Origin of the sequence: Streptomyces sp. NPDC058145, from assembly GCF_042884245.1 — a bacterium.
In the GTDB taxonomy this organism is placed as follows: Bacteria; Actinomycetota; Actinomycetes; order Streptomycetales; family Streptomycetaceae; genus Streptomyces.
On record NZ_JBHVUH010000008.1, the window covers coordinates 1 to 20,502 of the forward strand.

General features: G+C 72.8%; 17 protein-coding genes. 11 read left to right on the forward strand and 6 right to left on the reverse strand.

Features of this window, described 5'->3' with window-relative positions; genetic code table 11:
- Positions 1-47: 47 nt before the first annotated feature.
- The gene (locus ACFVVO_RS18945) at positions 48-437 is read right to left on the reverse strand and encodes a hypothetical protein (RefSeq protein WP_390056276.1); all 390 of its coding nucleotides are present in this window, start codon (positions 435-437) and stop codon (positions 48-50) included.
- Between the two features lie 79 nt (positions 438-516).
- On the reverse strand, positions 517-1,302 hold the full coding sequence (locus tag ACFVVO_RS18950; protein ID WP_390056278.1) for a hypothetical protein: 786 nt from the start codon (positions 1,300-1,302) through the stop codon (positions 517-519).
- Positions 1,303-1,840: 538 nt separating this feature from the next.
- Here ACFVVO_RS18950 and ACFVVO_RS18955 point away from each other — a divergent pair.
- The 3 genes from ACFVVO_RS18955 (at position 1,841) to ACFVVO_RS18965 (ending at position 4,081) form a co-directional block, all read left to right on the forward strand.
- Positions 1,841-2,494: a transglycosylase family protein gene (locus tag ACFVVO_RS18955; RefSeq protein WP_390056279.1), complete on the forward strand. Its 654-nt coding sequence runs from the start codon at positions 1,841-1,843 to the stop codon at positions 2,492-2,494.
- 72 nt (positions 2,495-2,566) lie between these two features.
- Positions 2,567-3,568 (forward strand): helix-turn-helix transcriptional regulator, encoded by a 1,002-nt coding sequence (locus tag ACFVVO_RS18960; RefSeq protein WP_390056281.1) that lies wholly within the window; start codon positions 2,567-2,569, stop codon positions 3,566-3,568.
- A gap of 297 nt (positions 3,569-3,865) precedes the next feature.
- Complete coding sequence (locus tag ACFVVO_RS18965) at positions 3,866-4,081, forward strand: I78 family peptidase inhibitor (protein ID WP_390056282.1); 216 nt, start codon at positions 3,866-3,868, stop codon at positions 4,079-4,081.
- A gap of 109 nt (positions 4,082-4,190) precedes the next feature.
- On the opposite strand, the gene ACFVVO_RS18970 is transcribed toward ACFVVO_RS18965, so the two are convergent.
- Both ACFVVO_RS18970 and ACFVVO_RS18975 read right to left on the reverse strand, forming a co-directional pair.
- Entirely contained in the window at positions 4,191-5,213 is a 1,023-nt protein-coding gene (locus tag ACFVVO_RS18970; RefSeq protein ID WP_390056284.1) for a phosphatase PAP2 family protein, read from the reverse strand.
- 236 nt (positions 5,214-5,449) lie between these two features.
- Positions 5,450-6,766 carry a hypothetical protein gene (locus ACFVVO_RS18975; RefSeq protein WP_390056286.1) on the reverse strand — a complete coding sequence of 439 codons (1,317 nt, stop codon included), beginning with the start codon at positions 6,764-6,766 and terminating at the stop codon, positions 5,450-5,452.
- Between the two features lie 259 nt (positions 6,767-7,025).
- Between ACFVVO_RS18975 and ACFVVO_RS18980 the strand changes: the two genes are divergently transcribed.
- Both ACFVVO_RS18980 and ACFVVO_RS18985 read left to right on the forward strand, forming a co-directional pair.
- Positions 7,026-8,648 (forward strand): MFS transporter, encoded by a 1,623-nt coding sequence (locus ACFVVO_RS18980; protein WP_390056288.1) that lies wholly within the window; start codon positions 7,026-7,028, stop codon positions 8,646-8,648.
- Positions 8,649-8,751: 103 nt separating this feature from the next.
- Positions 8,752-9,942, forward strand: a complete 1,191-nt coding sequence (locus tag ACFVVO_RS18985) for an acyl-CoA dehydrogenase family protein (protein ID WP_390056290.1) — start codon at positions 8,752-8,754, stop codon at positions 9,940-9,942.
- Positions 9,943-9,979: 37 nt separating this feature from the next.
- Here ACFVVO_RS18985 and ACFVVO_RS18990 read toward each other — a convergent pair whose 3' ends face one another.
- The gene (locus ACFVVO_RS18990; RefSeq protein WP_390056291.1) at positions 9,980-10,417 is read right to left on the reverse strand and encodes a cell division protein SepF; all 438 of its coding nucleotides are present in this window, start codon (positions 10,415-10,417) and stop codon (positions 9,980-9,982) included.
- Between the two features lie 311 nt (positions 10,418-10,728).
- On the opposite strand from ACFVVO_RS18990, the gene ACFVVO_RS18995 reads away from it, so the two are divergent.
- The 5 genes from ACFVVO_RS18995 to ACFVVO_RS19015 all read left to right on the forward strand — a co-directional run bounded on the left by ACFVVO_RS18995 (position 10,729) and on the right by ACFVVO_RS19015 (position 19,422).
- Positions 10,729-11,892 carry a DUF5685 family protein gene (locus tag ACFVVO_RS18995; protein ID WP_390056293.1) on the forward strand — a complete coding sequence of 388 codons (1,164 nt, stop codon included), beginning with the start codon at positions 10,729-10,731 and terminating at the stop codon, positions 11,890-11,892.
- Between the two features lie 434 nt (positions 11,893-12,326).
- On the forward strand, positions 12,327-13,229 hold the full coding sequence (locus ACFVVO_RS19000; RefSeq protein ID WP_390056294.1) for a S1 family peptidase: 903 nt from the start codon (positions 12,327-12,329) through the stop codon (positions 13,227-13,229).
- A 384-nt stretch (positions 13,230-13,613) separates the two neighbouring features.
- Complete coding sequence (locus tag ACFVVO_RS19005) at positions 13,614-14,696, forward strand: S1 family peptidase (RefSeq protein ID WP_390056296.1); 1,083 nt, start codon at positions 13,614-13,616, stop codon at positions 14,694-14,696.
- Between the two features lie 218 nt (positions 14,697-14,914).
- The gene (locus ACFVVO_RS19010) at positions 14,915-18,451 is read left to right on the forward strand and encodes a DNA polymerase III subunit alpha (protein WP_390056298.1); all 3,537 of its coding nucleotides are present in this window, start codon (positions 14,915-14,917) and stop codon (positions 18,449-18,451) included.
- Positions 18,448-19,422: a hypothetical protein gene (locus tag ACFVVO_RS19015; RefSeq protein ID WP_390056299.1), complete on the forward strand. Its 975-nt coding sequence runs from the start codon at positions 18,448-18,450 to the stop codon at positions 19,420-19,422. Before ACFVVO_RS19010 ends, ACFVVO_RS19015 begins: the two co-directional genes overlap by 4 nt.
- Positions 19,423-19,439: 17 nt before the next feature.
- Here the strand turns inward: ACFVVO_RS19015 and ACFVVO_RS19020 are convergent, their stop codons facing one another.
- The gene (locus tag ACFVVO_RS19020) at positions 19,440-19,814 is read right to left on the reverse strand and encodes a cupin domain-containing protein (protein WP_390056875.1); all 375 of its coding nucleotides are present in this window, start codon (positions 19,812-19,814) and stop codon (positions 19,440-19,442) included.
- An 84-nt stretch (positions 19,815-19,898) separates the two neighbouring features.
- Between ACFVVO_RS19020 and ACFVVO_RS19025 the strand changes: the two genes are divergently transcribed.
- Entirely contained in the window at positions 19,899-20,345 is a 447-nt protein-coding gene (locus ACFVVO_RS19025; protein WP_390056301.1) for a MarR family winged helix-turn-helix transcriptional regulator, read from the forward strand.
- Positions 20,346-20,502: the final 157 nt, after the last annotated feature.

Below are 20,502 nucleotides of genomic sequence, written 5' to 3' on the forward strand. Positions count from 1 at the left end.
GGCGAAGGGCGGCCCCCGGAGAACGGGGGGCCGCCCTTCGCCATGCCTCAGGCGCCGCGCCGCGGAGCGGGCGGCAGCCCCGCCGGAACGTGATGCATCCCGGTGTCCTGCTGCCGCCCCAGCGTGCCTACCCGCTGCCACTGCGGCTGCTGCTGGCCGCCGCTCTGCCGGGCGCTGTAGGCCCCCGCGCTGTAGGCGCTGTAGGAGGTCATGCGGTACGAGCCGGTGCTGTGCGGGGTGTTCCCGAAGGCGCAGAACCCCAGCTCCTCCTCACCACTGCGGTCACCCGGCAGCGTACGGAAGGCCTTGACCCACTCCGTGTAGAGCGAGTCGTAGATCGGCGTGGCCGATGGCGCGACCGAACTCTCCCCCGCCCGGGCGGACGGAACGGAGGCGAAGGCGGACCGGCGGGGAGGAGGAGTGTCGTATGCGTGCACGTATGTCCAAACGACCGGAATCTCAAAGGGATGCGGTCGTACAAGTGGGGTGCGCTCCCGGCCTGCCGCCGGGCGGACCTCACGTGCCCGCGAGGGGCAGCGCCACCGCCACCAGCTTGCCGCTCGCCGCGGCCCGGTCGAGGGAGCCGCGCAGCAGGTCCTCCCGGGGCTGCCGTCCGATGGACCCCACCGGCGCCGCGAACATCAGCACCTGCTGGTGCTTGTTGGCGGCGGCCCGCCAGCTGTCCGTCACCTGCAGCGGCTGGTGCGCCTGCCACCAGGCGACCGGCTGGCCGCCGCCCACCCCGGGCTGGAGCACCGCGTGCAGCTGGCCCATCGCGAGCAGGACCGACCAGCCGTGCAGCACCGGCGGGACCGACACCAGCTCCATCACCGGCATGAAGCCCTGCTCGATGAGGAGCGGCAGGAAGTCGTCGCCGGCGCCGAAGGAGCCGGGGCGCACGATGGGCGCCGTCGGCTCGACGACGAGCGCGGGGTGCAACTCGCCCTCGATCAGGACCAGTCCGCTGGTCACACCGAGCACGGCCTGCTCGGGCACGGACCGCTGCGGGGCGCCGTCCGCGGCCGGGCGGCCGCCGATGGACCGGACGGCGCCCTGCAACTGCTCCTCGGTGACCTGGACGACCTGCGAGGGCAGGCAGCCGGCGTGGGCGAAGGCGAGGACGGCGGTCTCGTCGCCGACGAACAGAACGGTGCTGGTGCGCTCCTGCTCGGAGTCGCCCGGGGTGCGGCAGGACGTGCAGTCGTAACTGCCCGGGGCGTTCTCTCCGGCGAGCAGCCGGTTGGCTTCTTCGTCGCCGATCTCGGCGCGTACTGCGTCACTGACGTCGAGCATGCGCGGCACGGGGGCTCCCTCGGGATGCGGTGCTGGGTCGGCAGGGTGGCTCCCGGCCGCTGAGCCCCGGGGTTCCGGGCTCATGAAGAAGACAACGGGCGTCCTGTGGTGGGGGTCACGCCCCCGGGGCAACGGAATCGAACCATCCACCGCACAGGGTCACCGCGAGTGCGGAAGCGGACACTCACCGTCAAGTCCGTGTCCCGTCAAGGCACTTGAACGAGTGAAGTAGGTCACTCGCCACTCGTGTGCGTGGTTGATAAATCACGAAATCCACGTATGAAATGGCTGGCCGAAAATCGCCGATACCTGAGGTAACCGCGAACTGGCCTGGAACGACGGCGACTTGGTTGAAACAGCCCGCCCGCCCTCTCTACATTCCTCCGCCGTGTGCAACTAGCACCGCTCGGGAACGTCCGCCGGCCGGCCAGGCAGAGCACGATCGCCGCACCGGCCGCGGCGGACGGGGCGGGCGCGAGGAACCGCGGTCCTGCGCGGCGAGGCGCGCTCCGCCCGGGGGAGCCCGGGTTCGTGGAGAGGGAACCACATGTCCGATTGTGCCGATACCACCCGCCGCACCGCCCGTCCCGACGGCGCCCGAAAGGGCCGTACGACAGCGGCCACCCTGGCCGGAGCCGCACTACTGGCGCCGCTGGGACTGCTGGCCGCCACCGGCGACGCGACCGCCGCGGACAACGGGGTGTGGGACCGCATCGCCCAGTGCGAGAGCGGCGGCGACTGGCACATCAACACCGGCAACGGCTACTACGGCGGGCTCCAGTTCTCCGCCGGCACCTGGCGCGCGTACGGCGGCGGCGCCTACGCCCCGACGGCCGACCAGGCGTCCCGGAGCGCGCAGATAGCCGTCGCCACCAAGGTCCAGCACGCCCAGGGCTGGGGCGCCTGGCCGGTCTGCTCGGGCCGGGCCGGAGCCACCGGGACCGCCCCGGCGGCCGCCTCGGGTGCGGCGGCCAAGAGCGGCGCGACGACGAAGCCGGCGCCGGCGGCGAAGCCCGAGCGCACGGCGGCCCACACCGGCCGGGACGCGGCCCGCGGCGACTACACCGTCCGTGAGGGCGACACGCTGAGCGCCATCGCCGCCCGGCACGGCACCACCTGGCAGCGGATCTACGCCGCCAACCGGAACGTCATCGGCGACGACCCGAACCTGATCGTGCCCGGCCGGCGCCTGGCGCTCTGAGCGAGCCGCGCACCACAGCCGCTGTCCCGTCGAGGACAGCGGCTGTCCGCATCGGCCGGCAGACTCGGCCCCATGTTGGAGACCTCGGCACGACTGCTGCGCCTGCTCTCGCTGCTCCAGGCCCACCGCGACTGGTCCGGCGCCGAACTCGCCGACCGGCTCGGCGTCACCCCGCGCACGGTCCGCCGGGACGTGGACCGGTTGCGCGAGCTGGGCTACCCGGTCAACGCCGGCCCCGGCACGGGCGGCGGCTACCAGCTCGGCGCGGGCGCAGAGCTGCCCCCGCTGCTGCTGGACGACGACGAGGCCGTCGCCGTGGCCGTCGGCCTGCGCACCGCCGCCGGCCAGGGCATCGAGGGAATCGGCGAGACCTCCGTACGCGCCCTGGCCAAGCTGGAACAGGTGCTGCCGAACCGGCTGCGCCGCCGGGTGGGCGCGCTCAACGCCTTCACCGTGCCGATGCTGCGCGGCGGTCCGCCGGCCTCCCCGGTCGACCCGGCGCTGCTCACCGAGATCGCCCATCTGTGCCGGGACGCCGAGCGGCTGCGTTTCGAATACCGCACGCACGACGGTGCCGCGAGCCGCCGCACCGTCGAACCGCACCGGCTGGTCTGCACCGAGCGGCGCTGGTACCTGGTCGCCTGGGACGTCGACCGGGCGGACTGGCGGACCTTCCGGGTGGACCGCATCACCCCAAGGCCGCCGCACGGGCCCCGCTTCACCGCGCGCGAGCCGCCCGCCGAGGACCTCGCCGCCCATGTCTCCGAGGGCGTCTCCACGCGCGCGTACGCCGAGCGGTCCGCTGTCCGGCTGCTGGTGCCGCTGCACGAGGCCGCCGAGCGGATCTCGCCGTCGGCCGGGACGCTGGAGGCCGACGGCCCGGACGCCTGCGTCCTGCGCAGCGGTGCGCCGAGCCTGGAAGTGATGGTGATTCACATCATGATGACCGGCTTCCCGTTCGAGGTCCTGGAGCCCGCCGAGCTGACCGAGTCGATCAGACGGATCCGCGACCGGCTCGACGGGGCCCTGGACCGCTCGGCGGGGCCGCACGGCGCCGGCCCGCCGAATCCATGAAATACCCGGGCGGCGTCAGCTCTCCCGGCACCGCCGCGCATTCGACGCGGAATCATGTCGCGGACCGGCCCCGATCGATGCCCCGGCGCTTTCCGTCGGCCAATTCGGGAGGGTGGTCCGGCGCGCAAGAATTCTGTTCGAATACCCCGGCGAACGACACGGAAACCCCCGATCGTGTGACGGAGTTCGAAGAAAACGGGTTCGGGAACCTGTGACAGAAGCGTGACAGGAGGGAGACCGGGAGGCCTGCCGCCACCGCGGCTTCCGTCGCCGCCCGATGCGGCCTAGCGTGGCCGCATGGCACCGATTCCCACTCCGCCAGCGGAGCCCCAGGACAGTCCGGACGGGTACGTCGGCCTCGACGCCTCGAACGCCGAGCGGCTCGCCCGGCAGCGCGGGTGGTCGACGGTTCGGTCGCTGCCGCCGGGCGCGATCATCACCATGGAGTACCGGGTGGGCCGGCTCAACTTCGAGGTGCGGGACGGCCTGGTGACCCGCGCCTGGAAGGGCTGAACACCCCTCACGTACGGCGCGGGCCCCGCTCCCGGAAGGGGAGACGGGGCCTTCGCCGTACGTGAGGGGTCGGTCGTGCGTACCCGGACCCCCGCCGCCCGGACGGGTGTCAGCCGCCCGGGACGGGACGGGCCGGCTGGGAGGCGCCGCGCGGCAGCCGGTCGGCGTGCGGCGGCCGGCGGCTGCCCACCGGAGTGACCGGAGTGCGCTCCGAACGGGCCGTGTGCGGGCCGGGGGCCAGATGGATCGGCGCCCGGGGCCCGCGCACCGACGCCACCGGCTCGCGGGCCGGTGCGGACTGCCCGGCGGGCGCGGTGCGCGGTTTGAGCACCACCGGGACCGGCACGGCCGGCGCCGGGACCGTACGGCCGCGGCGGGCGCGCCAGCGGTCGCGCAGGTCGAAGATCGCGGTCTCGGCCCGGGCGATCAGCGGCTCGCACCACGGCAGCGCGAGCAGGATCAGCAGGCCCGCGGCCCAGCCCAGCAGCACGTCGCTCAGCCAGTGCGTACCGAGGTAGACGGTGGCCATACCGACGCCCAGCGAGGTCACGGCCGACACGGCGGACAGCCAGCGGCGCGCGGTGGGGGTGGAGGCCAGATACGCCAGGATTCCCCAGGTCACCACGGCGTTGGCGGTGTGGCCGCTGGGAAATATATCGCCGCCCAGACCCATCTCGTTCGAGCCGATGACGGTGGCGTAGTGCGGGCCGAGCCGGCCCATGCCGTACTTGGCGGCGCCGACCGTGATGTTGAGCAGCAGCAGCGAGGCGCCGAGAGTCAGCAGCGGGCGGAGCGTGTGCTGCCGCCAGGAGCGCCAGCCCAGCCAGGCGGCGACCATCACGGCGGTGGGGCCGCGCTGGCCGAGCACCACGTAGTAGTCGACGAACCAGTGGATCTCCGACCACTGCTGGTACGGCCGGAAGAACATGACCTGCCAGTCGAGCCGGACCAGCCAGGAGGTGATCACCACGGCCCAGACGATCGCCAGGTAGAAGGCGAGGGTCGCGGTGAACAGCACGACCCGGTGCCTGCTCATCCGCGGCACATCGAGGTGGGCCGGCCGTTCCGGCTCACGGTCCAGCCTGGTGAACACCCGGTCCAGACGCCGGGTGAGGTTTAGTTCGGTACGCACCCGATCGACGTTACAGTGAGTGCGCTCTGTTCCCGGTCGAAACAGCGGCTTTGTGATGACGATGTGATGTGGGAAACCTCTCAGGAGCCGCTGAATTCCTGCGATTCCGCAATCCGGTGAACCTGCTTCCTGCAATTCCTTTGATCATTCCGGGCGCCGGTTATATGGCGCTTATGAATTCGTTCACCGAATCATGGGGTGGAATTCAGGGTGTGCTCATCGGCAGCCGGAGTCGATCACGGGGGACCGGAGCCGTTCAGCCAGAACGCGCCGTACACCGCCGTCGCCACGGCCAGCCCCGCCGTGACCAGCACCGATCGGGAGGTCCGTGGCCGGGCCAGGGCGCGGGCGAGCGGGAACAGCAGCGGGAAGGCCGGCATCAGCAGCCGCGGCTTCGAGCCGAAGTAGCTCGAGGCGCACAGGGCGAGGGCGAGGACGACACCCGTGTACACCAGCAGCGGGAGGGGCTGACGCTGCCGTACGCCGGTCACGTACAGCATGATCAGCAGGGCCACCCCGATGATCAGGCCCGCTCCGGCGAGGGCCGACGGGAATGACGTGAACTTGTCGGCGACGAAGCGGGCGAAGGCGTACCCGCCGTCGAACCCGTTGCGCCAGCCGGCCTGCACGTCCAGGTAGCCGAGCGGCCCCCTGCCGGTGCGGTGGCCGACCCACAGCACATAGCCGGCCGCGCCCAGCGGGGCGAGGAGCAGCCCGAGCACGCGGCGCCATGCGGGCGCGCAGGGAGCGCAAGGGGTGCGGGACAGAGCGCGCATCGCGTCGTGCACGCCCCCTGGCGTGGAGGGAGCGCACGACGGATCGTGCGCGCCGCCGGTACGCGCGATGCGCTCCGCTCGCACCCCGGCCGCCGGGCCGGGAGCCCGGTCGCCCTCGCGCGCGTCGCGCGCGCCCCGCTCGCGCAGGAACGTGAGCACGCCCGCCACCCACACCGCCGCGACCACCGCGAGACCTACCGGCCGGGTCAGCCCCGCCAGCGCCGCCGCCACACCCGCCCCCACCCACCGGCCGGTCAGCACGGCGTACAGCGACCAGGCGGCCAGCGCGGTGAACAGGGACTCGCTGTACGCCATCGACTGCACGATCCCGACCGGCAGCACCGCCCACAGCAGCACCGCGCAGACCCCCACCCGGGGCCCGTACACCCACTCCGCCACCGCGAAGATCCCCCCGGCCGCGGCCAGCGAGGCGAGCAGGGCGACGACCAGGCCGGCGTGCGCGTACGACAGCGGCGTGACGGTGTGCAGCAGCCGCTCCAGCCAGGGCAGCAGCGGGAAGAACGCCAGGTTGGAGTGGACGTCGCCGTTCGGCAGGCGCACCTCGTAGCCGTAGCCCAGCTCGGCCACCCGGCTGTACCAGAGGGAGTCCCAGCGCGCGCCCAGCAGCGTGAGCGCGCTCTTGCCGCGCGCGGCGCTCCACGCGGCCAGCACGAGCAGGCCGAGGAAACGGACGGCCGCGTACCCGAGGAGGGCCGGGGCCGCCCGGCGCAGGAGGGTGTCGCGGGCCGGGGCCGCGCGCGTCGCAAGGTCGGTCACGGGCTCGATTATCGACCGGGCCCGCAACCGGGCCGCCCGCCGGGCATGCGCCACGACGTGCGAGGTGGCCTACGCCACACGGGTTCGGTCCCGCGTGTGAGAGGTCCGCCACGTGTGCCCACGACGGACTCGCGTACGCTGACGAGTCACCCGCGTGGGTTTGCGCGGGCCGGAGACCCCGCTCCTCTCCGGCCGTACGACGGAGAGTCCCCACTCCGCCGATCCGCCGCACGCGAGGGATCATCTGGGAGGTACGTACATGTCCGGGACGACCACGGCTGCCGTTCGGCCGCGCCGTCGGGCGGCCGGGGCCGGTGCCAACCGCTGGGTCGTCCTGGTCGTCCTCTGCCTCAGCCTGCTGCTCGTCGCCCTCGACTCGACCGTGCTGCACGTGGCGGTCCCCGCCGTCACCGAGGACCTCAGACCCGGCGCCGTGGAACTGCTCTGGATCGTCGACGTCTACCCGCTGGTCTGCGCCTCGCTGCTGATCCTCTTCGGCACGCTCGGCGACCGGATCGGACGCAGGCGCGTGCTGCTGCTCGGCTACGCCCTGTTCGGCGTCGCCTCCGCCGTGGCCGCCTTCGCGCCGAGCGCCCATACGCTGATCCTCGCCCGCGCGCTGCTCGGCATCGGCGGCGCGATGATCATGCCCGCGACCCTGTCGATCCTCCGCCAGGTCTTCCCCGACCGGCGTGAGCGGGCGCTGGCCATCGGCATCTGGAGCGCGGTCGCCGCCGTCGGCGCGGCCGTCGGCCCGCTGCTCGGCGGCTTCCTGCTGGAGCACTTCTGGTGGGGCTCGGTCTTCCTGGTCAACATCCCGCTGATGCTGGTCAGCCTGCCGATCGGGCGCATGCTGCTGCCCGAGTCCCGGGGCGAGCGCGACGGCCCCTGGGACGTCACCGGCGCGCTGATGGCGGCGGCCGGCCTGTTCGGCGTCGTCCTTGGCGTGAAGCGGCTCGGCGGCGGGGAGTCCGCCGCGAGCCCGTTCACCACGGTTCCGCTGCTGCTGGGCGCGGCGCTGCTGTTCCTCTTCGTCCGGCGCCAGGGGCGCCGCCCGCACCCGCTGGTCGACCTGCGGATGTTCCGGCGGCCGGCGTTCAGCACCTCGGTGGGCTGCATCGTGCTGGCCATGCTCGCGCTGGTCGGCCTCGAGCTGATCGCGGCGCAGTACCTGCAACTGGTGCTGGGTCTGTCGCCGCTGCAGACGGGCCTGCGGCTGCTGCCCCTGACCGTCGCGGCGATGGCGGCTGGCCTCGCGGGCGCCCGGATGCTGCGCCGCTTCGGACCGCGCCGGATGGTCTGCGCCGGCTTCTGCCTCACCGCCGCCGCGGTGGTGACGCTGACCGCGATGGGCGGCGAGGACAACGCGAGGCTGCTGCTCTGCGGCTTCGTACTGCTCGGCTTCGGCCTGGAGACCACCCTCTTCGGCGCCTACGAGTCGATGCTCAGCGAGGCCCCGGCCGAGCAGGCCGGCGGGGCGGCGGCGATCGGCGAGACCTCGTACCAGCTCGGCGCCGGGATCGGGATCGCGCTGCTCGGCAGCGTGATGAACAAGGCCTACGCGCCGGGCCTCACGCCGGTGCCGGGCGTCCCCTCGGGCGCCTCACGGGCGGCGGGCCACTCGCTCGGCGAGGCCTACGAGGTCGCCGGGCGCCTGGGTGGGCCCGCCGGTGAGGCCCTGCGCCGGGCCGCCCGGGACTCCTTCGTGCACGGGCTGCATGTGACCCTGGTGGTCAGCGCCGTGCTGTTGCTGCTGGGCGCGATGATGGCGCTGCGGCTGCCGCGGATCATGCAGTGCGGCGAGCCGAGTGCGGACGAGGTCCCCGCAGTGGGGGCGGTGCCCTCCCCGCGGGAGCCGCAGAAGCCGAAGGTGTCGGCCTGACCCCCGCTCTGGACGTGCGGGACACCGCACCGTAACGTCGGCCGGAGAGACGTAACTAGCGCTGCTAGTTTTTGGTGAGTTCCAGTGTTCCGGAGGGTGTCCCATGTCCGCGTCCGCGAAGCTGCCCCCGTTCGATGCCGCCGACCCGCTCGGGATCGACGACCTGCTCGACCCGGAGGACCTGGCGATCCGGGACACCGTCCGCGGCTGGGCGGCCGACCGGGTGCTGCCGTACGTCGCCGACTGGTACGAGAAGGGCGAGCTGCCCGGCATCCGGGAGCTCGCCCGGGAACTGGGCGGCATCGGCGCGCTCGGCATGTCCCTGACCGGCTACGGCTGCGCCGGCGCCACGGCCGTGCAGTACGGGCTCGCCTGCCTGGAGCTGGAGGCCGCCGACTCGGGCATCCGGTCCCTGGTCTCCGTGCAGGGTTCGCTCGCGATGTACGCGATCCACCGGTTCGGCAGCGAGGAGCAGAAGCGGGAGTGGCTGCCGCGGATGGCCGCCGGCGAGGTGATCGGCTGCTTCGGGCTCACCGAGCCCGACCACGGCTCCGACCCCGCCTCCATGCGCACCCACGCCAAGCGCGACGGCGGCGACTGGGTGCTCAACGGGCGCAAGATGTGGATCACCAACGGATCGGTGGCCGGAGTGGCCGTCGTCTGGGCGCAGACCGAGGACGGCATCCGCGGGTTCGTCGTGCCGACCGACCGCCCCGGCTTCTCGGCGCCCGAGATCAAGCACAAGTGGTCCCTGCGCGCCTCCGTCACCAGCGAGCTGGTCCTGGACGACGTACGACTGCCCGCCGACGCGGTGCTGCCGGAGGTCACCGGCCTGCGCGGACCGCTCGGCTGTCTCTCCCACGCCCGCTACGGCATCGTCTGGGGCGCCATGGGCGCGGCGCGCAGCAGTTTCGAGGCGGCCGTGGAGTACGCGAAGACCCGGGAGCAGTTCGGGCGGCCCATCGGCGGCTTCCAGCTCACCCAGGCGAAACTCGCCGACATGGCGGTGGAACTGCACAAGGGGATCCTGCTCGCCCACCATCTGGGGCGGCGGATGGACGCCGGCCGCCTGCGTCCCGAGCAGATCAGCTTCGGCAAGCTCAACAACGTCCGCGAGGCGATCGAGATCTGCCGTACGGCGCGGACGATCCTCGGTGCCAACGGGATCTCCCTCGAGTACCCCGTCATGCGGCACGCGACCAACCTCGAGTCGGTGCTCACCTACGAGGGCACCGTCGAGATGCACCAGCTCGTGCTGGGCAAGGCGCTCACCGGGCTCGACGCCTTCCGGTGAGTCCCCGGAGGCGGCAGGGCCGGTGAGCGGCCCTGCCTCAGCTCTGGTTGAAGAAGCCGTCCTCGCGGCGTGCCGCCGGCTCACCGCTGACGATCTCGGTGTTCGAGGGCGTCAGCAGGAACACACGGTTCGCGACCCGCTCGATCGTGCCCCGCAGGCCGAAGGTCAGCCCGGCCGCGAAGTCCACCACGCGCTTGGCGTCGGCGGGCTCCATCGCCGTGAGGTTCATGATGACCGGGACGCCGTCCCGGAACAGTTCGCCGATGGCGCGGGCGTCCCGGAAACTGTCCGGGGTGACCGTGCCGATCCGGCGGCCCGTCTCCTCGGCCGTGTCCGTAGCCACCTTCACCCGGGGGTCCGTGACCCAGGCGTCCGCGGACCCGGTGCCCTCGGAGTAGTCGTCGTCGTAGTAACGCTCGTCATCGTTGTCGTCGACGAGGCCGAGCCACGCACTCGCCTTGCGTACCGATCCCATGGACGCCTCCTCTCACAGCTGTCTTCTTGCTTTCCGCATCCCTATGGTCATCCATGATGCGGACGGCGCGCCAAGTGGATAGACGCCGCGCGGGGGGTTTGTGACGGTACTGGTGCACAGCGGATACGTCGAGAGCCCTTGTACCCCAAGGGTCTTGACTCATACGGCTGCTGACTGTGAGTGAAATATGATTGTCGTCGGCGGGTGGGTGATATACGGAGCGTACGGGTGAACGGCATACCTGATACGAGCCGACAGTCGGTCGATACGATGCCCCGGCTCGACGTCGCGGCACATCACGGGGGATCGGCGTGTTCGGAATCGTACGGCCGTGCAGTCACCGGCTCGGGGAGGGTCTGAGGGCCCAGTGGATGGCGCATCTGTGCGGGCTGTGTCTCGCCCTGCGCCGTGATCACGGACAGTTCGCCCGCGTCGTGACCAACTACGACGGCCTGCTGATATCCGTCCTGGCGGAAGCTCAGGCGGGCCCGGTGGAGGGGTCCCGGCGCACCGCCGGGCCGTGCGCGCTGCGCGGCATGCGGACGGCGTCCGTCGCCCAGGGCGAGGGCGCCCGGCTCGCCGCGGCCGTCTCGCTGATCCTCGCCTCGGCCAAGGTGCGCGACCACGTCGCCGACCGGGACGGGCTGCTGGCCCGCAGGCCGGTCGCCCTCGCGGCGCGCCGGGTCGCGGCGAGCTGGGGGAAGGCCGGGGCGCACAGCGGCGCCGCCGTCGGGTTCGACACCGCCGTCCTCGTCGACGCCGTCGAACGGCAGACCGGCATCGAGGCCCTGGCGGGGTACGGCACCCCGCTGCTGACGGTCACCGAGCCGACCGAGACGGCGACCGCGGCCGCCTTCGCGCACACCGCCGTGCTGGCCGGGCGGCCGGGCAACGCCGACCCGCTCGCCGAGGCCGGCCGCCTCTTCGGCCGGCTCGCGCACCTGCTGGACGCCGTGGAGGACCGGGAGGCGGACGCGCGCTCGGGCGCCTGGAACCCGCTCACCGCCACCGGCACCTCCCTCACCGAGGCCCGCCGGCTCGCCGACGACGCTCTGCACGGCATCCGGCTGGCGCTGCGCGAGGCGGAGTTCACCGACGGCAGGCTGGTCCATCTGCTGCTCGCGCACGAGCTGAGCCGGTCGGTGGACCGGGCGTTCGGCGGCCACTCGTGCGGACACGCGCCCGAGGCCTCCTTCGGGCCGCCCCCGGGGCACCAGGCACCCCCGGCGCCGGGCAACCCGTACGGCAACCCCTTCGGGGGCGAGCCGCCGCGCCCGGACAAGCGGGGCTTCTGGGCCGGGTGCGCGGCCGCCCTGGGGGTGTGCTGCACCTGCAAGGTGTGCTGCGCCGACGAGTACGAGGGCCCCTGGTCCCGGAAGAAGCGCGAGGGCTGGTGCGGCGACTGCGACTGCTCGTGCTGCGAGGCCTGCCAGTGCTGCGAATGCTGCGAGTGCTGCTCGTGCTGCGACTGCTAGGGGACCATCCGGAGGGGTGAATTCCGGCCACGCCCGGGAGAGGGCCGGCCGATGGCGACGGTGTGGTGTTCACCGTCACCGGCCAGGCCGTGGGTGGGTGGCACCGGTGGACGCGTGCGCGGCCGCGTCCCCGCCGGTGGACCCGCCTTCACCCTGGCCGGAATCGACCTGGCACCACCGGTCGCCGGGCCTGGGCGGTGCCCGTCGGCCGCCCCGTCGCCGAGGCGGCGTCAAGGGGCCGGTGCGCATAGGTGGTTCAAAGCTTGACGGCCGAAAGGCACCCTTGTGCCGACCGGCCGTTCGGCCGAATACTCCCCCTCAGTGCTTGTCAGGGGCATGAAACATTGTTCGGTACCCCGAACGAGTCCCTGACTGCGCCTCACCGGGCCCCGACCCCACGCGGGCCCTCGACTTCCCCTGGGAGGGAATGCAACGTGAGGATCAAGCGCACCACTCCCCGCAGCGGTATCGCAAGACGGACCCGGCTGACCGCCGTGGCGACCGGCTTCCTGGCCGCGGCAGCGTTCGCCGCCCCCACCGCGAACGCCAGCGACGCCCACACGTTCAGCGCCAACCAGCTCACCAGGGCGAGCGACTCCGTCCTCAAGGCCGACATCCCCGGCACGGCCTGGGCGGTGGACGCCAAGACCGACCGTGTCGTCGTCACCGTCGACAGCACGGTGTCCCAGGCCGAGATCGCCAAGATCAAGCAGCAGGCCGGCAGCGACTCGGGCGCCCTCGTCGTCAAGCACACGTCCGGCAAGTTCAACAAGCTGATCTCCGGCGGCGACGCGATCTACGCGAGCAGCTGGCGCTGCTCGCTGGGCTTCAACGTCCAGGACTCCAGCGGCAACTACTACTTCCTGACCGCCGGTCACTGCACCGACGGGGCGGGCACCTGGTGGTCGAACTCCTCGCACTCGACCACGCTCGGCTCCACGGCCGGCTCCAGCTTCCCCGGCAACGACTACGGCATCGTGCGCTACACCAACAGCTCGGTGACCAAGTCGGGTGCCGTGGGCAGCCAGGACATCACCAGCGCCGCGACGCCCTCGGTCGGCACGACCGTCTACCGCCGCGGATCCACGACCGGTACCCACAGCGGCCGCGTCACCGCGCTGAACGCGACGGTCAACTACGGCGGTGGCGACATCGTCTACGGCCTGATCCAGACCACCGTCTGCGCCGAACCCGGCGACTCCGGCGGCCCGCTGTACGGCGGAACCACGGCGTACGGTCTGACCTCGGGCGGCAGCGGTAACTGCAGCTCCGGCGGTACGACCTTCTTCCAGCCGGTCACCGAGGCGCTGAGCGCCTATGGAGTCCACGTCTACTAGGACCGGACCGCCTTCCGTGTCCCGCGGCCGGACGCGGCCGTGACGGCGTCGTGACGGCACCGAGCCCCCGCACGCTCCTCGCGTGCGGGGGCTTCCGTCTGTCCGCCGCCGGCGGCCCCGATGCGGAGGATCGAATTCCGGCCAGCGGCAACGGTCACCGTCCGCAGAGCTGTTACTCGCACCGGGTGTTTGCAGTGCGAATTCCCTGGGGTGGCCGTGAACCGTCAAGCGGAGTGGGGGCGCACGCGTCCTCCGTACGCGCGTCCTGAAGTCGACCTTGTGTGCTCCCTGTGCCGTTCGGAAGAGTGGGCGCCCGTCAACCAGCCTTCCGGCCCGTGCGGTCCCCACAACCCGCGGAGCCGATCCCCCACAGGAGGACATGAGTTGAAGCACCGACGCATACCCGGGCGGCGGATCGCCGTGGCCGGCGCGGGAATCGCCGCACTGGTCGCCGCGGGAGTCACCTTCCAGAGTGCGAACGCCAGCGAGCCCGCCAAGTCCGCCCCGCAGGCGCGGATCCAGTCCGCCCCGGCGGCCGGAGAGCTCGCCTCCACGCTCGTGCGGGACCTCGGTTCCGGCGCGGCCGGCAGCTACTACGACGCCCGGGCGAAGAGCCTTGTCGTCAACGTGCTCGACGCCACGGCCGCCAGGACCGTCGAGGCGGCCGGCGCCAAGGCCAGAGTCGTCGCCAACTCGATCGCCGAACTCGACGGCGCGCGTTCGGCGCTGAAGCGGGACGCGACCATCCCGGGTACCTCCTGGGCGACCGACCCGGTCACCAACAAGGTCGTCGTCACCGCCGACAGAACGGTGTCCGGGGCCGAGTGGACCAGGCTGGGCAAGGTCGTCGACGGGCTCGGCGGCAAGGCCGAGCTGAAGCGCTCCGAGGGGCGGTACAAGCCCTTCATCGCCGGCGGCGACGCCATCAGCGGATCGGGCGGGCGCTGCTCGCTCGGCTTCAACGTGGTCAAGGGCGGTCAGCCGTACTTCCTGACCGCGGGCCACTGCACCGAGGCCATCTCGAGCTGGTCCGACTCCTCGGGTGACGTCATCGGCCAGAACGAGCAGTCCAGCTTCCCGGGCAACGACTTCGGCCTGGTCAAGTACACGGCCCAGGTCGACCACCCGAGCGAGGTCGACCTCTACGACGGCTCCGCCCGGCAGATCACCGGCGCGGCCGAGGCCACCGTCGGCATGAAGGTCACCCGCAGCGGTTCGACCACCAAGGTGCACGACGGCACGGTCACCGGCCTGAACGCCACCGTCAACTACTCCGAGGGCACGGTCAGCGGTCTGATCCAGACCGATGTGTGCGCCGAGCCCGGGGACAGCGGCGGCTCGCTGTTCTCCGGCGACAAGGCCGTGGGTCTGACCTCCGGCGGCAGTGGCGACTGCACCTCCGGCGGGGAGACCTTCTTCCAGCCGGTCACCGAGGCGCTGTCCGCCACGGGCTCGCAGATCGGCTGACCCGGACGACGCCCGCTTTCGAAGTCCCGCCCCCGCGCGCGAGGGGGCGGGGCTTCGTGCTGCCGGCGCCCAGGTGTCCGGTCGGTGGGGTGTTTGCGCAGGTGGGAGGGGGTCATCGCGATGTCGCACACTTGTTCGAGAATGGGGGTATGGTGGATGACGGAGTAGGGAACTGATGTTCGAGAGCCGTTCGGGGCTCACGAGTGCGGGAGGTGCGTGTGCCGGGCTTCGCGCATCTGCGCACCGTCTCCGGGTTCTCCCTGAGGTACGGCGCCTCCCACCCGGAGCGGCTGGCCGGGCGCGCCGGGGAACGGGGCATGGACACCCTCGCCCTCACCGACCGCGACACCCTCGCCGGAACGGTCCGCTTCGCCAAGGCGTGCGCCAAGGAGGGGGTCCGCCCGCTGTTCGGCGTGAACCTGGCGGTGGCCGGGCCGGAGACCGCCCGGCGGGAGAGGCGCCGCACCCCGGTGCGGGGCGGCGCCTTCATCGACGAGTCGACCCCCCGGGTGACCTTCCTCGCCCGGGACGGCGCTCGTGGCTGGGCCGACCTGTGCGGGATCGTCACGGCGGCGCACGAGGGTGAGGGCACGCCGCTGCTGCCCTGGTCCGGCAACCACGGCGACGGCCTGACCGTGCTGCTCGGGCCGGGATCGGACGTGGGCCGCGCCCTCGCCGCCGGGCGCCCCGACCGGGCCGTGAGGCTGCTCGCCCCCTGGCGCGAGGTCTACGGTGACGCGCTGCGGCTGGAGGCCGTCTGGCACGACCGCGCGGGTACCGGTCCCGGCTCCCTGCGACTGGCCGCCCGTACCGTCGGCTTCGCCGCCGAGCAGCGGGTCAGGCCGGTGCTCAGCAATGCCGTCCGCTATGCCGACCCCGGTCAGGGGCCGGTCGCCGACGTCCTGGACGCCGCCCGCCGGCTGGTGCCGATCGACCCCCGCAAGGAGCTGGACTCGGGCGAGGCCTGGCTGAAGGACGCGCAGGCCATGCTGACGGTCGCCGAGCGGGTCGTGGAGGCGGCCGGCTACCGGCGCGACACCGCGCACCGGCTGCTGGAGCAGACCGGGGCCACGGCCGCCGAGTGCCTGGTCGACCCCGAGGACGACCTCGGCATCGGCACCGTCCACTTCCCCGAGGCGCACCTCGTCGGGGCCGGCCGCCGCACCGCCCAGCGGGCGCTCGCCTCGCGGGCGGCGGCCGGGATGGTGCGGCTCGGTCACGGCGGCCGGCGCGAGTACTGGGAGCGGATGCACCGCGAGCTGGACATCATCGCCCACCACGGGTTCGCCTCCTACTTCCTCACGGTCGCCCAAGTGGTCGACGACGTGCGGGGGATGGGGATCCGGGTGGCCGCCCGGGGCTCCGGCGCCGGCTCCCTCGTCAACCACCTCATCGGCATCGCCCACGCCGACCCGGTCGAGCACGGGCTGCTGATGGAGCGCTTCCTGTCCAAGGAGCGGGTGGTCCTGCCGGACATCGACATCGACGTGGAGTCCGCGCGCCGGCTGGAGGTCTACCGGGCGATCATCGGCCGGTTCGGCACCGAGCGGGTCGCGACCGTCTCCATGCCCGAGACCTACCGGGTGCGGCACGCCATCCGGGACGTGGGGGCCGCGCTGTCCATGGACCCGGCCGAGATCGACCGCGTGGCCAAGTCCTTCCCGCACATCCGGGCCCGGGACGCCCGCGCGGCGCTGGAGGAACTGCCCGAGCTGAAGGAGCTGGCGGGGGAGCGGGAGAAGTACGGCAGGCTCTGGGAGCTGGTCGAGGGTCTCGACGCCCTGCCGCGCGGAGTCGCCATGCACCCGTGCGGGGTGCTCCTGTCCGACGCCTCCCTGCTCGCCCGTACGCCGGTGGTGCCGACCAGCGGCGAGGGGCTGCCGATGTCGCAGTTCGACAAGGAGGACGTGGAGGACCTCGGACTGCTCAAGCTGGACGTGCTGGGTGTGCGGATGCAGTCGGCGATGGCGCACGCGGTCGCGGAGGTGGAGCGGGCCGCGGGGGAGCGGATCGACCTGGACGCGGTGGCGCCGGGCGACCCGGCGACGTACGGGCTCATCCGGTCCGCCGAGACGCTGGGCTGCTTCCAGATCGAGTCGCCGGGCCAGCGGGACCTGGTGGGCCGCCTGCAGCCGAGCACCTTCCACGACCTGGTGGTCGACATCTCCCTCTTCCGGCCGGGACCGGTCGCCGCCGACATGGTGCGGCCGTTCATCGAGGCGCGGCACGGGCGGGCGCCCGTCCGCTACCCGCATCCGGACCTGGAGGGGGCGCTGAAGGACACGTACGGGGTCGTCGTCTTCCACGAGCAGGTCATCGACATCGTCTCCGTTCTGACCGGCTGCGGGCGGGGTGAGGCGGACCGGGTCCGGCGCGGACTGTCCGACCCGGAGTCGCAGGGGCGGATCAAGGTGTGGTTCGCGCAGGCCGCGGCGGCGAACGGATACGACGCGGAAACGATCCGGCGGACCTGGGAGATCGTCGAGGCCTTCGGCTCCTACGGCTTCTGCAAGGCCCACGCCGTCGCCTTCGCCGTACCGACCTACCAGTCGGCATGGCTGAAGGCGCACCACCCGGCCGCCTTCTACGCCGGGCTGCTCACGCACGACCCCGGGATGTACCCCAAGCGGCTGCTGCTGGCGGACGCGCGGCGGCGCGGCGTGCCGGTCCTGCCGCTGGACGTGAACGTGTCCGGGGTCGCACACAGGATCGAACTGGTGTCTGAATCTGGGGTGTGGGGACTCCGGCTCGCCCTCTGCGACGTGCACGGCATCAGCGAGGCCGAGGCGGAGCGGATCGCGGCCGGACAGCCGTACGCCTCCCTGCTGGACTTCTGGGAGCGGGCCCGCCCGAGCCGCCCGCTCGCCCAGCGGCTGGCCCAGGTGGGCGCGCTGGACGCGTTCGGCGCCAACCGCCGTGACCTGCAACTTCACCTGACCGAACTGCACCGGGGCGCCCGGGGCGGCGGCGGGGGCCAGCTCCCTCTCGCCGGAGGCCGGAAGACCGCCTCGGCCGGCCTGCCCGACCTGACCCCGGAGGAGCGGCTCAGCGCCGAGCTGGGCGTGCTGTCCATGGACGCCTCGCGCAATCTGATGGACGACCACCGGGAGTTCCTCGAGGAGCTGGGCGTGGTGCCGGCGCGCCGGCTGCGCGATGCCCGGCACGGGGAGACGGTGCTGGTCGCGGGCGCCAAGGCGGCCACCCAGACCCCGCCCATCCGGTCCGGCAAGCGGGTCATCTTCTCCACGCTGGACGACGGCACGGGCCTGGTCGACCTCGCCTTCTTCGACGACTCCCACGACGCCTGCGCGCACACCGTCTTCCACTCCTGGCTGCTGCTGGTGCGCGGCGTGGTGCAGCGGCGCGGTCCGCGCAGCCTCAGCGTGGTGGGCTCGGCCGCCTGGAACCTCGCCGAACTGCTGGAGGTGCGCCGCGAGGAGGGCCTCGACGGGGTCGCCGCCCGGCTGGCCGGGCCGCCCGGCGGCACCGGGGACGGCCCCGTGCCGGCGGACGGCCCCGTGCCGGCGGACGGCCCCGCGCCGGGGGACGGCTCAGGTCCGTCCCGGGCCCGGACCGCCGGTTCGGGCGGGCTGCCCCGGCCGGCCGGTTCGGCGGCCCGTGACCCGATGGAGGGCCGGACGATCCGCATGTCCACGGGGTACGAGATGCACCCCTGGGCCGATCTGCGCCCCGCGGGCGAAGGGCCCGCGGTGGGAAGGAAGTTGTGGCACCAGAGTCCGGGGAGTGCGGGATGACCATCCTCTGCGTACGTTTCCAGCCGCCGCCGATGTACGAGGCGGCCCTGCCCGGCCTGCTCGGGCTGCTGGAGGAGTTCACCCCGGTCGTGGAGGCGCTGCCGCCGGACGGGGCGCTGGCCGATCTCCGGGGCGCCGAACGGTACTTCGGGCGCAGCGCGGTGGAGCTGGCCTCGGTGATCCGGGTCCGCGCCCTCGCGCTGCACGGCGTCGACTGTGTGATCGGCGCCGGACCGGGTCCGATGCTGGCCCGCATGGCGCTGCGCGACGCCCGCCCCGGGGTGACCCGCGCCGTCCCCGAGGAGCCGGACGCCATCGCGGAGTTCCTCGCCGACCGGCCCGTGGCCGCGCTGCCCGGCGTGGGTCCGGCGACCGCCCGCACCCTGTGCGAGTACGGCCTGGACACGCTCGGCCGGGTGGCCGGCGCGCCCCCGTCCACGCTCCAGCGGCTGATCGGCGCGAAGGCGGGCCGCGAGCTGCGCGAGAAGGCGAACGGCGTCGACCGCGGCCGGGTCGTGCCGAACACCATCTCCCGGTCTCTCGCCGCCGAACGCCCCTTCGACCTCGACGAGCTGGACCCCGGCCGGCACCGCAGGGCGCTGCTCTCGGCGGCCGGGGAGATCGGCGCCCGGCTGCGCGCGGTGGAGAAGGTCTGCCGCACCCTGACCCTCACCGTGCGCTACGCCGACCGCACCTCGACCACCCGCAGCCGCACCCTGGCGGAGCCGACCGCGCACTCGGCGGCGCTGACGAGGGCGGCCTACGGCATGTACGAGGCGCTCGGCCTGCAGCGTGCCCGGGTCCGCGCGCTCGCCCTGCGCGCCGAGGGCCTGACCTCCGCCGATCAGGCCGCCCACCAGCTCACCTTCGACCCCGTGGACGAGAAGGTCCGCCGCATCGAGGAGGTCGCGGACCGCGCCCGGGCGAAGTTCGGGCCCCGGGCGGTGATGCCGGGGACGCTGGCCGCCTGAGTCAGCCGCTCCCCGGCTCAGTTGGCCCACGGCGGAGTGAGGAGCGTGCCGTCGGCCAGCCGGGCCGTGAGGCCCACCGAGGTGGTGACCCAGGAGATCGCGGTGTGGTCGGTGGGGTTCTCCACGGTCAGGGTCGCGCCGGCACCGACGATCACCGTGTCACCGGCGCGGACGCGCTCGGTGTCGCCGTCGAGGGTGATCAGCAGTTCGCCGACGAGCAGGTGGAAGATCTCCTCCCGGTCGACGGTGTGGGCCGGCGCCCTGGTCCCGGCGGGAATCTCGCCCCGCCACGCGCACAACTCCCTGCTCCCGGTGAGCGGGGTGGCGTACGAGACGAAGCGGGCGCCGTGGATCTCGTGGGTCACGGCCTCGGCCGAGCGCACTACGGGCATGGTGGTCTCCGTTCGAGTGGTCAAGCAGCTTGTCTATATGGTCAATCTGCTTGACCTTTTCGTCAAGGATGTTTCAATGCCTCCGTGCAGAACTCCGAAGCCATGGCCCTGTCCGCCGCCCTGCTCGCCGTGGCGGGCGACCTCACCCGGCGTATCCATGACGGGGTCGTGGCCCGCGGCTTCACGGATCTCCGGCCCGCCCACGGCTTCGCCTTCGCGCGGCTCGCGCCGGACGGCGCCACCGTCACCGACCTCGCCACGCATCTCGGGGTGACCAAGCAGGCCGCCAGCCAGCTGGTGGAGGAGATCGTGCGCAAGGGGTACGCCGAGCGGCGCCCGCACCCCGTGGACGCGCGGGCCCGGCTCGTCGTGCTCACCGGGCGGGGATGGGAGTGCACGCGGGCCGCGGAGGCGGCGGCCGCCGAGGTGGTGGGGGCGTGGGCCGAGCTGCTGGGCGAGGGGGAGATCGCCGCGCTGCGGAAGCGTCTGCTGCGGATCGCGCCCTACGGCCCCGTACGGCCTGCCTGGTGACGGTTCGTCAACACTGGGGCGGGCCCGTGGCTATCACTGGAAGTTTTTACTCACGCGTAACTTCACACCTGCACTACTCGCCCGTAACTTGACGAGTGAACAGCATCCTCGTGATCCGGATCACAGGGACAGGTCGTCCCCCGCACCTCCCCTTGAG